This window comes from Pontibacter sp. CAU 1760 (assembly GCF_054482735.1).
The window spans coordinates 159,845-173,231 of record NZ_JBTLRL010000003.1; the positions used below are offsets into that span (position 1 = coordinate 159,845).

The following is a 13,387-nucleotide window of genomic DNA, read 5'->3' on the forward strand; positions in this document are numbered from 1 at the left end:
CATGCAAAAGATACCAGTAGTCGCCATTTTTGACGTAGGGAAGACCAATAAGAAGCTCTTCCTCTTCGACGAGCACTATAAGATTGTGTACGAGAAATCGGCGCGCTTCATAGAAACCGTGGACGAGGACGGGGAACCCTGCGAGAACCTGGAAAGCCTGCGGTTATCTGTCTTCGACTCGCTGCGGGACGTGTTCCGGCGGCAGGAGTTTGAGGTTAAGGCCATCAACTTCTCTACCTACGGCGCCAGCTTCGTCTACATCGACGAGGAGGGCAAGCCGCTCGCGCCCCTCTACAATTACCTGAAGCCCTACCCGGAGGATCTGAAGAAAAAGTTTTACGACACTTACGGCGGTGAGGTGAAGTTCTCGAAGGAGACCGCCTCGCCGGTGCTGGGGAGCCTGAACTCCGGCATGCAACTCTACCGCATCAAGCACGAGCAGCCGGAGCTATTTAAGAAGATAAAGTACGCCCTGCACCTGCCCCAGTATTTGAGCTATCTTATCTCCGGGGAAGCGTATTCCGATATCACCAGCATCGGCTGCCACACCAATCTCTGGGACTTCTCGAGGGGGGACTACCATGCCTGGGTGCGGCAGGAGAGCGTGCTGGAGAAGCTGGCGCCCCTGGCACCGGCCGACAGCGTGGTGCCGGCCGCTTTCCCCGGCAACAACTACGCGGTGGGCATCGGCCTGCACGACAGCTCGGCCGCGCTCATCCCGTACCTGGTCAACTTCCAGGACCCTTTCGTGCTCATCTCCACTGGCACCTGGTGCATTAGCCTGAACCCCTTCAACACCGCGCCCCTCACTGAAGACGAGCTGCGGCACGACTGCCTCTGCTACATGCAGTACAAGGATAAGCCCGTTAAGGCGTCGCGCTTTTTCGGGGGGTATGAGCATGAGCAGCAGGTAAAGCGCATCGCCGCCCACTTCAACCAAAACACCGCCCACTACAAGTCCGTGCTCTTCGACCCCGAGATCATCGCGAAGCTGCAGCAGGAGGAGCACCCCCTGTCTGGCGCAGGAGGGGCAGGAAAACAGCTGCAGGAGTCTGTTTTTGCGCAGCGCGACCTGGCCTCTTTCTCAACGGATGCGGAGGCGTATCACCAGTTCATCCTCGAGCTGGTGGAGCAGCAGGTCGCCTCCACGCAACTTATTTTGGAGGGCTCGGACGTGCGGCGCATCTTTGTGGACGGTGGGTTTGGCAAGAATGCCATCTACATGAACCTGCTGGCCTCCTTTTATCCCGACAAGGAGATTTTCGCCGCCTCCATGGCGCAGGCCACGGCCATCGGCACGGCCCTGGCCATACACCGGCACTGGAACACCAAGCCCCTGCCCAACGACATCATCGAACTGAAATACTATGCGGTCACGCATGACGCCAAACTATGAGAGTAGCTCTTTTTATCCCTTGTTACGTTGACCAGTTTTACCCCAACGCCGCCATTGCCACGCTGGAGCTGCTCGAGAAGCTGGGTGTGGAGGTGGCTTACCCCCCCAGCCAAACCTGCTGCGGCCAGCCCATGGCTAACTCAGGCTTCGAGCACCTGATCAAAGGCAGCAATGACCTGTTTATCCAGAACTTCAGCGGCTTTGACTATATCGTGGCACCGTCGGGTAGCTGCGTGCTGCACCTGAAGGACCACCTGCATTCCGACAAGCACCCGGCCGAGGCTGCAGCCATCCGGGGAAAGCTCTATGAGCTGACTGAGTTCCTGACGGATGTGCTGAAAATAGGCGACTTGCAGGCGCGCTTCCCATACCGGGTGGGCCTGCACCAGAGCTGCCACGGGCAGCGGGGCCTGAAGCTGGCCCAGATGTCTGAGCTCGTCGCGTCGCCTTTCTCCAAGCCGAAACAACTGCTGAATATGGTGGAGGGGTTGGAGTTGGTGGAGCTTGCCCGGAAAGACGAGTGCTGCGGCTTCGGAGGCACTTTCTGCGTGGCAGAGGAGGCCGTGTCGGTAAAGATGGGCAAGGACCGCGTGGCGGACCACCTGCAGCACGGGGCCGAGTACATCACTGCCTCCGACATGAGCTGCCTGATGCACCTGGAGGGTATACTCCGGAGGCAGAAAAGCAACGTAAAGGTGCTGCACATCGCCGAAATCCTTAACTCCCAAGCCCTATGAGCCATACCAAAGACCACGCCGCCCTGGCCGATGCCTTCAACATAGATGAGTCACGGGTAGACTGGCACGACGAAACACTTTGGTTCATCCGGCAGAAGCGTGACAAGGCGGCCCATACCATACCGGATTGGGAGCTGCTCCGCGAGACAGCCTCCCAGATAAAACAGCACGTGCTATCTAATTTGCATGACTACCTGCTGCAGTTTGAGGCCAAGGCCAAAGCCAACGGTATCATTGTGCATTGGGCCTCCGACGCTGCCGAGCACAACCGCATCGTGCACGGCATCCTGCGGCAGCACAAGGTAGACCGCATGGTGAAAAGCAAGTCGATGCTGACCGAGGAGTGCCACCTCAACGACTACCTGGCCGGGCAGGGCATCGAGGTGATTGACTCGGACCTGGGCGAGCGCATCGTGCAGCTAGCCAAGGAGCCGCCGAGCCACATCGTGCTGCCCTGCATCCACAAGAAGAAAGAGGAGATCGGGGAGCTTTTCCATGAGCACCTCGGTACGCCCACCGGTATGGCCGACCCGCAGGTATTGACAGAGGCCGCCCGGCAGCACCTTCGTGAGACTTTCCTGACGCGCCGCGCCGCCCTGACGGGCGTTAACTTCGCGGTGGCCGAAACGGGCGAGTTCGTGATCTGCACAAACGAGGGCAACGCCGACATGGGCGCGCACCTGGCCGACGTGCACATCGCCTGCATGGGCATCGAGAAGCTGATTCCGAAAAGGGAGCACCTGGGCGTGTTCCTGCGGCTGCTGGCCCGGAGCGCCACCGGCCAGCCGATCACCACGTACTCCAGCCACTTTAGAAGGCCGAGGCCGGGCCACGAATTGCACCTGGTGCTGGTGGACAACGGGCGGAGCGTGCAGCTGGGCCGCGAGGATTTCCGCAACTCACTCAAGTGCATCCGCTGCGGGGCCTGCATGAACACCTGCCCGGTATACCGGCGCAGCGGCGGCCACAGCTATCACACGGCCGTGGCCGGGCCGATCGGCTCCATCCTGGCCCCGAACCTCGACATGAAGAAGCACGCTGACCTGCCTTTTGCCTCGACCCTGTGCGGCTCCTGCTCCAACGTGTGCCCCGTCAAGATCGACATCCACGAGCAGCTCTACAAATGGCGACAGGTGATCGTGAAGGAAGGGTATGGGGACAGGAAAAAGGCACTGGGCATGAAAGCCATGGCGCAGACCTTCGCCTCGCCCACCACCTTCCGGCTGGCAGGCAAAGCCGGGCGCTGGTTTATGCGGCATGTGCCGTTTGTGGTGAGCAACAACCTCAACCCCTGGTACAAGCAGCGGGAAATGCCTGCGCCGCCGAAAGCGTCGTTTGGGGAGTGGTACCTGAAAAACAGAAAAAAGCATGAATAGCAGAGATAGCATACTGGCCGCCGTGGCCAGAAACCAACCCGACCGTTTGCCCCTGCCGGAGGTTCCTGCCTTTGCATCAGGCGAGGCGGATCTGGTTGAGAAGTTCACTAATGTGGCCATCAGCATCGGGAGCAGGGTTTTTCCGGTAAAGGGTATGGACGAGGTGAAAACGCTGCTGCGGCAGGAGCACGGCACTGCGAAAAGAGTCATCACCGCCTTTCCGGAACTAAAGGACCTGGGCGGGGCTTCCGTGGCGGCGGACGCGGACCCGCACACGCTGGCGGACGTTGACCTGGCCGTGCTGCCCGCCCAGCTCGGGGTGGCCGAGAACAGTGCCCTGTGGGTGACGGATGCACACTTGCCCGCGCGCGCGCTGCCCTTCATCTGCCAGCACCTGGCCCTGGTGGTCCCGCAGCATAGCATCGTGCCCTTAATGCACCAGGCCTATGAGGCGATCGGGGCGCAGGCATACGGCTTCGGCACCTTCATCGCAGGGCCCTCCAAAACCGCCGACATCGAACAGTCGCTGGTGCTGGGCGCCCACGGGGCCAGAACGCTGTCGGTATTTATCATGGAGGAAGCAGGGGTATAGCGAACCTCTTTTTCTTGCACGGAGCGCGTTGCCGCTACATTTTACAAAACCCTGCTGGCCATTAAAGAGGAAGGTAGGGGCCTTGCAAGACAAGTACTGCACATGCTTTGTATTTGATCAACCAGTTTTCATACCCCCTCCGTTGGTTTTTAGCTGGCTCACCTCTTGCCTGAGCTTGTTTTTAGAGCATTATGATTTACCCTACCAACGCGATTTGATTTAATGCTGATACCCGTAATTCCTGATTTTGGTGAGCAAGCTCATCTGGGTTGAGTTTATGCTATCAGCTTAACGCTAGTATAGCTAATTGGCTATTACTGCAGCAAGCGAACAATAAAGGTTAATCATCCCATTGGTTATTCCAGGCTAAAACCATTTCAGGCTTTTTCGTAAAGCGTTTCCCTGCTCCTTCTATTTATTCAAGCATACCTGCTTACGACGCTGGCTTAGCTAATCTGCTGGTTCCCTGTCCGGAGACAGCGTCCATTCCTCCTGTAACCAAGTAAAGTACTCCATTAAGGGCATCCAATATCTCACGTGTCTAATGCCAACAAGTGAGTGGTTAGGCATTTTGTGCCATCGATACCACTTGTCCGTAGCTGACAGAAAAGGAAAATCAGGAATAAAGATTTTTTGATAGCGTAAATAATTGTTATATTGACTTTTGAAAGAATGATTGACCAGTCACTTTTATAAGATAGTAGCTATTCAGATGCCCATGGGGCATTATTTTTTGGCCCTATGCGCAATCGGTTGCGCAGTCTGAAGGCTCAGGATAGGAATTTGGCATCTATGCTATTGAATGGCTTAACAACCTGAATCTGCGGCTAGCTATCAGCAAAGTGATTGCCGTGGTTTTTAACGGAGGCTGGTCGGTCATCTTGAAGTGCTTTGGAAACTGGTAATAATGTTCATCCTTATTAAGCTTTATGACTATGGAATTACTAGACAGAATTGATGCAACATCCGCGACACCTAAATATTTGCAGGTGGTCAATGCCGTTATTTCAGATATAGAGGCTGGCGTATTGAAGATCGGTGAGCGTGTTCCTTCCATCAACGAGACAAGCGAGATGTACTACCTCTCGCGCGACACCATAGAAAAAGCTTACAAAGTACTGCGGAAAAAGGGCGTGATCAGTTCTGTGAAGGGGAAAGGCTGCTACATCAGCAAGACCTTCTCGGTAGATAAGATCCGGGTGCTGTTGCTGTTCAACAAACTGAGCGCCTACAAAAAAACGGTATACTACGCCATCCTCAAAACGCTGGGAGAGGATGCGGTGGTGGATTTGCAGATCCATCATTTTGATGGAAAGATCTGCCAGAACATGCTCAAGGAGAATGCAGGCAAGTACCATTATTACGTCATCATGCCGCACTTTACCACCAATGTAGAGGCCGGGAAACAGGCGATCAAAAACATACCCGCAGAAAAACTGGTGGTGCTGGACAAAAACATCGAACACCACCCCGGCAACTATGCTGCCGTTTACCAGGATTTTGAGCGTGACATCCGTAACGCCCTCCATTCAGGAAAAGACCTCATCAGCAATTACAAGAAGTTTGTGTTAGTATACCCCAAAGACGTTGCCTATCCTTTTGAGATCGTGAAAGGCTTCCGCCAGTTTTGCAGGGATATCTCGATGGAGCATACGGTGGTTAACTGCGTGCACCAGGAGCCTTTAGTGCCCGGAACAGGGTACATTGTGCTCGAAGAGTCTGATTTAGCCGAACTGGTGAAGCAAAGCCGTGAAAAGGGGCTGCGTCTAGGCAAGGAGATCGGGGTCATTTCCTATAACGACACGCCTATCAAAGAGATTCTGGACAACGGCATTACGGTGCTATCCACGGATCATGAGCGGATGGGTGAGATGGCTGCCTATCTGATGAAAGAAAATCTTAAGGAGCAAATACACAACCCGTTTACCCTGATTCGGAGAAAATCGCTGTAACAGCTTCAATAGTTGCTTCGATGCTATAGCGCGAATGTGTTATTATCGTGTTATTAGAAAAAGTCCTGCCGCCACAGATGCGCGCTACAAGCGGGTATCTGTGGCGGCAGGACTTTTTGTTTATGCAGGGTATGGCGTAGCGTTTTCCCTCCTGTTACATTAATATGGCCATATATTGAGAGCCAAAGCAGCACCCAGAGCGGCATCCTGAACAGTTCGCCCGGCTTTTACTTTCAGGTTGGGCAGTTTGTGGCTGAGTATGGCCATGAAAAGCTCGTTCCGGCTAAAGTCTCCGTCCACGATCAGGCTTCTGAACCCACTCAGGTCTCCTTCGGCGGCTAACAGCAAAGAGGCAAGCTGCTGCTCAGTAATCTGCTCTAGCAACCGGTGGTAAGCCTCCTCATAGGTGTCGTACAGGTGCAGGTCAAGCTCAAAGCGGGTTGCTACGGCCTTTTTCTCCTGCACACCGACATTCCCCTGCGCTTCTTCCCGGGCGGTTCCCAGGTCTGCTTTTTCGGTCAGGCTAGCATCATAAGCTACGGTTTGGTAATACTCCAGTGGCTTATCGAAGTGTGCTGCCAGGCGGTATACCTGTGCTTCATGCGCACTTCGGATGTACTGCCGCGAGGCTTTCACCTGATCTCCCCGAAACGTCAGGTACTGCAGGCAATCCTGCTGCAACTCTTCCCGGCTGAGGGGTTTCTTGGCAAAAGGATTGAGAGTGATGCCCCAGGTAGCCGCGGAAAGCAACAGGAATCCGGTGCGATACTGCTTGAGATAAGGGATCAGCGCAGCGGAACTGTCGTGCAAGCCCAGACCCGCCGGAATAGGGGTGCCCCTGAAAGTGGTTTCGAGAGGTCGGTAATGCTGCCGCAAGGGCGGGAAAAGCGCATCTAGTTTTTCGGCGTATACCCAGGCATGGTAATCTTTGGCCTGGAAATCCCAGAGGGTGGTATGGCAACCTAAGCTGGTATATTCTGTAACCAACTGTCCGGTAAACACAAAGGCCATGTATTGCGACAGGTGCAGCGAATGCCGGATCTGGCGAAACATGGCGGGCTTTTGGTGCTTTAGCCAGTAGAGCTGCAGGCCTGCGTTAAGCATGCCTAAGGCGGGAGAGGCCGTCTGCTCCGAGAGCCGCAGCTTGTCGCCGTATACCGCGTAAAACTGCTGTTCCAGCTCCTGCGGGTATGGCTTCAGGTAATTGTAAAGCGGCGTTACTGGTGCCAGGTCCTCGTTCAGGTGCACCATGCTGGCGCCATACGCCACAAAGTTCACGGCCAGCACGTCATAGGCCTTGTCTGCCTGCAGGGCGGTCCAGGTCGTGCGCAGCCAGTCTGTCAGCGCTGCCAGGTTCTCGCCTGAGTCTCCATCATCGTCTGCCGTTTCGGGTAAGCAGATTTCTTCTTCCTTTACAACCTGGTAGTACTGGTTAAAAAGCAGGAGCCTTTTAATGGATTTACCGATGTGAAAAATGGCGATACAAGGAATCATAAAAGGAATAATGGAAATGGTTATACAATAAGAGGTAAAACGGCTTAGGCAACAAAACAAAAAGCGTTACTTGTTTAAGCACTCAGAGCATGGAAGCTTAGCTGGATAGTACCCAGGATAGCTGTCGTCAGTTCTCGATGCACGTGTGTTTGCAGCCGGGGCATGCCTGGCCCGAACAAAACTAAAGAGCTGTGAAAAGGCTGCTTTGGACAGAATATCCGCTTTAGAGAAAACGAATCTAGGAAAGCATCGCGCTCGTAACCTTCACAGGGGATTGGTGCTAGGCTGCTTCGGGGTGATCTGATTTGTTCAGCCAAAACGGCGCCGTAACAAACCAAAGCAAGGTGCCGACCAGCATGAGGGTTTTGTGAAAGCTAAGCTCAATAGCCCCGGAAAATACCAGGATAGACGGAACGATTGTCAGGGCCAGGCCGAGGTAGGATAAGATTTTAAGTATGAGTTGCATGGTATGGCTATAAAATGCGTTTCGAAAATTTTAAAAAGTGCTGCGGGAGACCTCCTGAAGCTTCTGCGGAGCGGTTTGCTTCTGCTGCAACATTTTGCTGAGCACAATGTAGAGGATAGCGGCAATAAACCAGCCCGGCAAGCCGAGGAAGAAGATCTCTATGCCCTGGAAGTAATTCAGGGAAAGGCAGATAAGCAATGTAGCAATCCAGGTGACGCCTGCCGCCACGTTAAAGCGAGAGTTCACGGCGCTGGCATAGTTGCTGCGCAGCCCAAGCTTCGGGATGATGTAAAAGTCGATGAAGATGATAGTACCCATCGGCATCAGCACCAATCCGTAGAGGGCAACAAAGTCCAGGAGGCGCATGACCAGGGCCGGGAAAAGCGCGGCTATGGTGGTAACCAGGCCCACCACCAGCGTTACCTTCCATCTCTTCACGTTCGGCACGATGGACTGTATGGCCAGCCCTGCCCGGTAAATGGTAGGGTTGGCAGTAGTCCAGCCCGCGATCATCACGCAAATGGCACCGGCGATGCCCGCGCTGTTATAGGCAATCGGGCCTGGGGTGATGGCTCCGCTGGCGGCGGCTACCAGTATACCCGAAGCGATCCAGGCAACCACATGGCCGAGGAACATGCCAGTGGTAGACGCAAAGCCATACTGCCACTTTTTGGCATAGCGCAAAATGGAGAGGTCGCCCATCCCGATGTGCATGGCCATGTTGGCAAACCAGGCAAAAAAAGCGACGTGCCAGAAGGTGAATTTGCTGAAGCCCGCTACCGGCACCCCGTTCCAGATGCGGGTTTGGGCAACCTGCCAGAAGCTCTCCAGAGAGGTGATACCCAACTGCGGCATCACGGCAAAAGCAGCCGCCACAAAAACCAGAATCATCCAGGGGGCGCAGATATTGGCGAACTTTGAGATTTGCTCATACCCCAGAATGGCGACCACTGTGATCACGGCACCGACAAAAAACACGGTCAACATCCAGCCCACGCTGCTCGGGTACAGGTCATCCAGCCCCGGCATGGCAATGTTAAACGGGATGCCCACCGCAGTGGCCGCCACTGCGATCATGGAGCCGGCCAGGAAGCAGAACATTAGCGCATTGACGATATTATACCCCGAAACCAGGTACCTCCCACATATTTTTTCTAATTGATAATACAAGGTTAGGCGGACCTTCACCGCAATCGGGGCACACAGGAGGGCCCAGCTCAACACCGCCAGTACGTTACCGGCCAGCAAACCCAGGAAAAGGTCGGGGGCGCTTACGCCGTGCACCACAAACAAAGGCCCGATCACGAACTCCGTTCCAGCCGTGTGCTCCCCGGCATACATGCCTATGAAGCTCTTCAGGCCTTTCAGTTTGCTCTGCGGCACCGGCTCCCGTTCATACTCATTAATGGCATCTAGCTGCTTGGCGAGGTTCTGCTTCATTTCTTATTTGTTATCTGATAAAATTCAGGGTGACACTGTAGCATTTGGCAGCGCAAACTTAAATGCTGCCTGACACGCAGGCTTAAAGGCGAAAGTATAAATGCGCTTTCTAAAAGTATAAAATTCTGCTCTCCGAACTATCCGGTAGTGTCCTGTATCGCTTGCCGCTGCCTGAAAAAAACATTTCCGGGCAAAACATCGCCGGCAGGGTATTTCCCTGATTAACAGAAATCCACGCATGATCCCCTATACTGCTGCGCACTTCAATTTTAGGCTTTCTTTATAATAAGGTGACTCCTGTTCACGTCCTAACACATCCTGTTGCAGGTGCTTCTAAGCTGTAATTGCCTGAAGGTCAGGTGTAAATAAGTGTGTGCTCACCTAGGTTGTATTGGTTTGGTAATCAGAAAATTCTGGGCTGGTAGCAGGATAGTGCAGGATAGAAAACGGGATGGCAGTGGCTAACTTTATAGAAAACTACATCATCTAAACGAACTTAATACTTGTTCTCGCCCCCATTGCCGCTCCTGAAATTGAAATGAAATTGCTGTGACATAGGAGCAGGCCTGTTGCAAATCAAATGTATGAGTAGCCCTTCCCTGGGTGGTGCCGATACAGGTTTTCGGCTTAACCCGTGCCAGTTTGGGCGCACAAACCAGCCATTGGCAGTGAATGGACGAAGAGAGATAGCCTAGTATATATGATGAATTTAACTACTAAACCGCTTACCTATGAGAAGTAAAAACACGCTATGGCAACTGCGCGGCTGCATGGCCTTTATACCACTTGCTCTTGCAGGAGCTGCCCTTCCGCAAAAGGCTTTCGCAAGTCCTTCTGCCATATCCGCTAACGCTTTTCAATGGACCGTGACAGGCAGAGTAACCGCTGCGTCTGGCGATCCGCTGCCGGGCGTTACTGTTTTGTTGAAAGGCACCACCAATGGCACCGCCACGGGGGCCGACGGCAGGTTCTCCTTGTCAGTGCCCGAAACTCCTGGGACGCTTGTGTTCACGTTTATCGGCTTTACGCCAGTAGAGCGGCAGTTCTCCGGCCAGCAAAGCATCAACGTGTCCATGTCGCAGGACACCAGGGCACTGGAAGAAGTAGTAGTAGTAGGCTACGGTACGCAGAAGAAGGCCGACATTACAGGCGCAATCGCGACGCTGGATGCAAAGGCAATAGAGGAAAGGCCCATTGCACGGGTAGACCAGGCCCTGGTAGGGCAGATGGCGGGCGTACGGGTACAGCAGACAAGCGGTTTGCCAGGGCAAGGCTTCAGCATACAGGTGCGGGGCTCGGGTTCGATTAGTGCGGGCAACGAGCCGCTTTATGTGATTGACGGCTTTCCGCTGGATGTGTCCACGCAGAACTCTGGCGGGGGCTTCTCGCAGGGTAATCCGCTGGATAACATCAACCCCAACGACATCGAGTCGATACAAGTGCTGAAAGATGCGTCGGCAGCGGCCATTTACGGCTCGCGGGGTGCAAACGGGGTCGTGATCATCACCACGAAATCCGGAAAGTCGGGCAAGGCCCAGATCAGCTTTAACACTTATACCGGCTGGAACGAAACAGCCAAGAAACTGGATGTGCTGAGTGGCGAGGAGTGGATTGAGCGGGCAACCGAGATGATCAACTTCAACTGGGTCAACTCCGGGCCAGGCCGAACAGCAAGCCAGACCAGTGCCGAGCGGCAAGCCATCCTCGGGCGCTTCAGCAGCAGCCTGATGTTGGACGAGCGCTGGTTGCAGCCAGGGTACCCGGGCTTGCGCATCGTGGACTGGCAGGATGAGATGTTCCGAAAAGGCAAGGTGCAGAACTACCAGGTCACGGCGTCTGGCGGCACTAAAGACGTGAATTACTTTGTGTCGGCGGACTACCTGAACCAGGAGGGAATCGCGCTGGGCGTAGGCTATGAGCGGTACTCCGGGCGCGCCAATGTGGAGGTGAAGGCAAATGAGAAACTGAAGTTCGGGCTGAACCTGAACCCCTCTTATTCCATCGCCAATGACCCCGGCGTAGAAGGGAAGGACCAGCAGATGCACATTGCTGTGGGCTTTAACCCGGTGGTGGAAGACACCGTGGGCTTGGATGTGAACACCGGCAATTTCCTGCCTTACCAATGGGGCGTGTCTCGTAACAGTCCGGTACGGGTTATCGAAAACTCCATCGGCGAGAACGCAATATTCAGAACGCTGGCTACTATGTATGGCGAGTACAGCATCCTGGACAACCTCCGTTTCCGGACAACGGTGAACCTGGACCATGCAGACGCTACCAACAAGTTCTTTCGTCCCTCTTATGTGAGCGGGCAGCGTGGCAACCGGCAGGCGGGCGGCACATTCAGTACTTACCGTAGGCAGACATTCGTGAACGAGAACACCCTCTCGTATGACAGAGTGTTCAGTGACAAGCACAATGTGTCGGCATTGCTGGGAGCCTCTTACAACATGGGCACTTTCAGCAACTCTCGTCTGGCCAGCACCGGCGGATTCGTGACGGACGACATCACCACCCTGAATGGCGCCCAAAGCATAGACAACCGCACCAACCGCTCGTTCACCACCGAAAGCAAAAACACCATGCTTTCCTATTTTGGACGCGTGCAGTACAGCTTCATGGACCGTTACTTGTTTAGCGCCACCGTACGCCGCGACGGTTCCTCCCGCTTCGGCGACGCCACCAAATGGGGTACATTCCCGTCAGCCTCGGTTGGCTGGAGAGTATCGGAAGAGAACTTCATGGCCGGTGTAGGCTTCATTAACGACCTGAAACTGCGCGGTAGCTGGGGTGTCTCCGGAAACAACGCCATCGGCAATTACGAGCACATTGCGCTGCTTGACCCTGCCGGCTACTCGCTCGGCGGGAGCCTGGCCACAGGGCAGGTGCCAGCCAACGCGCCGAATTCTGGCCTGGGCTGGGAAGAGTCCAGAACCGTTGACGTAGGCCTGGATATGGGCGTGCTGGGCAACCGCATCTTCCTGTCTGCCGACTATTACACCAAAGTAAACACCGACCTGTTACTGCGTATCCCGGTGCCCACGGCCACGGGTTTCTCTAACGCCCTCACTAACATTGGCGAGGTGTATAACAAAGGATGGGAGCTGGAACTGACCACGCACAACACCACCGGTGCCTTCCGTTGGTCCACCACGGCAAACATGAGCCACAACACCAACGAGGTGAGGAAGCTAGGCCCGAATAACACCCCGGTAGAAGGGGGAGACTTCGGTGTAGGCCACCGGATTCTGCAGGTAGGGCAGCCCCTGTGGAGCATTTATGTGGTAGAGCAGGATGGCATCCTGACGCAGCGGGACATTGATGCGGGGGCAGCCCTTTATGGCAAGCAAACCGTCGGGGACCCACGTTATGTGGATGCGAACGGCGATGGGCTGATCAACGAGAATGACCGTGTGATTGTGGGCAAGCCAAACCCGGATTACGTGTGGGGACTCACCAATACGTTCAACTTCAAGGGCTTTGACCTGCGTGTGCTCTTGCAGGGCCAGTGGGGAGGCGAGATCTATTCGCTCTTCGGCCGTGCCCTTGATCGTCCGGGACAGGGACTGGTGGAGAACACGCTTGGCCTGCACCGCGACCGCTGGAGATCGCCGGAAGACCCTGGGGCCGGACTGCGCGGAAAAGCCAATTCCAGCTTCGGTTTCCTGAAGAGCGATGCCTGGCTATACCCATCAGACTATGTGCGCGTCCGCAACATCACTTTGGGGTATGACCTAGGTAGCCTGCTGAACAACACTAAGATAGCCAAGAGCGCCCGCATTTATGTAAGCGCAGAGAACTGGTTTGGGTCCGACAAGTATGACGGCGGCTTTAACCCGGAGGCAGTGAACACCGGAGGCGACGACTATGGCGCTTTCCCGCTTTCCAAATCCATAACTGCCGGATTAAACGTCACCTTTTAATTTAAAGCTAA

General features: G+C 54.8%; 9 protein-coding genes. 6 read left to right on the forward strand and 3 right to left on the reverse strand.

Annotated elements, in window-relative coordinates; all coding sequences use genetic code 11:
* The first annotated feature begins 1 nt into the window (after position 1).
* From ACXYMU_RS05505 to ACXYMU_RS05525, 5 genes are all read left to right on the forward strand, one after another.
* Complete coding sequence (locus ACXYMU_RS05505) at positions 2 to 1,396, forward strand: FGGY-family carbohydrate kinase (RefSeq protein ID WP_458985361.1); 1,395 nt, start codon at positions 2 to 4, stop codon at positions 1,394 to 1,396.
* Positions 1,393 to 2,133 (forward strand): (Fe-S)-binding protein, encoded by a 741-nt coding sequence (locus ACXYMU_RS05510; protein WP_458985362.1) that lies wholly within the window; start codon positions 1,393 to 1,395, stop codon positions 2,131 to 2,133. Before ACXYMU_RS05505 ends, ACXYMU_RS05510 begins: the two co-directional genes overlap by 4 nt.
* Complete coding sequence (locus tag ACXYMU_RS05515) at positions 2,130 to 3,509, forward strand: lactate utilization protein B (RefSeq protein WP_458985363.1); 1,380 nt, start codon at positions 2,130 to 2,132, stop codon at positions 3,507 to 3,509. The genes ACXYMU_RS05510 and ACXYMU_RS05515 overlap by 4 nt, the downstream gene beginning before the upstream one ends.
* Positions 3,502 to 4,101 (forward strand): LutC/YkgG family protein, encoded by a 600-nt coding sequence (locus ACXYMU_RS05520; RefSeq protein WP_458985364.1) that lies wholly within the window; start codon positions 3,502 to 3,504, stop codon positions 4,099 to 4,101. Before ACXYMU_RS05515 ends, ACXYMU_RS05520 begins: the two co-directional genes overlap by 8 nt.
* A gap of 935 nt (positions 4,102 to 5,036) precedes the next feature.
* Entirely contained in the window at positions 5,037 to 6,053 is a 1,017-nt protein-coding gene (locus tag ACXYMU_RS05525) for a GntR family transcriptional regulator (RefSeq protein WP_458985365.1), read from the forward strand.
* A gap of 159 nt (positions 6,054 to 6,212) precedes the next feature.
* Here ACXYMU_RS05525 and ACXYMU_RS05530 read toward each other — a convergent pair whose 3' ends face one another.
* The 3 genes from ACXYMU_RS05530 to ACXYMU_RS05540 form a co-directional block, all read right to left on the reverse strand.
* Positions 6,213 to 7,547 carry an FGGY family carbohydrate kinase gene (locus ACXYMU_RS05530; protein ID WP_458985366.1) on the reverse strand — a complete coding sequence of 445 codons (1,335 nt, stop codon included), beginning with the start codon at positions 7,545 to 7,547 and terminating at the stop codon, positions 6,213 to 6,215.
* A 280-nt stretch (positions 7,548 to 7,827) separates the two neighbouring features.
* Positions 7,828 to 8,013 carry a hypothetical protein gene (locus tag ACXYMU_RS05535; protein WP_458985367.1) on the reverse strand — a complete coding sequence of 62 codons (186 nt, stop codon included), beginning with the start codon at positions 8,011 to 8,013 and terminating at the stop codon, positions 7,828 to 7,830.
* Between the two features lie 30 nt (positions 8,014 to 8,043).
* The gene (locus ACXYMU_RS05540) at positions 8,044 to 9,453 is read right to left on the reverse strand and encodes a purine-cytosine permease family protein (protein WP_458985368.1); all 1,410 of its coding nucleotides are present in this window, start codon (positions 9,451 to 9,453) and stop codon (positions 8,044 to 8,046) included.
* A gap of 731 nt (positions 9,454 to 10,184) precedes the next feature.
* Between ACXYMU_RS05540 and ACXYMU_RS05545 the strand changes: the two genes are divergently transcribed.
* Positions 10,185 to 13,376 (forward strand): SusC/RagA family TonB-linked outer membrane protein, encoded by a 3,192-nt coding sequence (locus ACXYMU_RS05545; RefSeq protein ID WP_458985369.1) that lies wholly within the window; start codon positions 10,185 to 10,187, stop codon positions 13,374 to 13,376.
* The last annotated feature ends 11 nt before the right edge of the window (positions 13,377 to 13,387 follow it).

What these genes read in the sequence shown, in the direction of transcription:
- ACXYMU_RS05545 (WP_458985369.1), top strand. Translation starts at nt 10,185, where the DNA reads ATGAGAAGTAAAAACACGCTATGGCAACTGCGCGGCTGCATGGCCTTT.
- ACXYMU_RS05540 (WP_458985368.1), bottom strand. Translation starts at nt 9,453, where the DNA reads ATGAAGCAGAACCTCGCCAAGCAGCTAGATGCCATTAATGAGTATGAA.
- ACXYMU_RS05520 (WP_458985364.1), top strand. Translation starts at nt 3,502, where the DNA reads ATGAATAGCAGAGATAGCATACTGGCCGCCGTGGCCAGAAACCAACCC.
- ACXYMU_RS05525 (WP_458985365.1), top strand. Translation starts at nt 5,037, where the DNA reads ATGGAATTACTAGACAGAATTGATGCAACATCCGCGACACCTAAATAT.
- ACXYMU_RS05535 (WP_458985367.1), bottom strand. Translation starts at nt 8,013, where the DNA reads ATGCAACTCATACTTAAAATCTTATCCTACCTCGGCCTGGCCCTGACA.
- ACXYMU_RS05530 (WP_458985366.1), bottom strand. Translation starts at nt 7,547, where the DNA reads ATGATTCCTTGTATCGCCATTTTTCACATCGGTAAATCCATTAAAAGG.
- ACXYMU_RS05515 (WP_458985363.1), top strand. Translation starts at nt 2,130, where the DNA reads ATGAGCCATACCAAAGACCACGCCGCCCTGGCCGATGCCTTCAACATA.
- ACXYMU_RS05510 (WP_458985362.1), top strand. Translation starts at nt 1,393, where the DNA reads ATGAGAGTAGCTCTTTTTATCCCTTGTTACGTTGACCAGTTTTACCCC.
- ACXYMU_RS05505 (WP_458985361.1), top strand. Translation starts at nt 2, where the DNA reads ATGCAAAAGATACCAGTAGTCGCCATTTTTGACGTAGGGAAGACCAAT.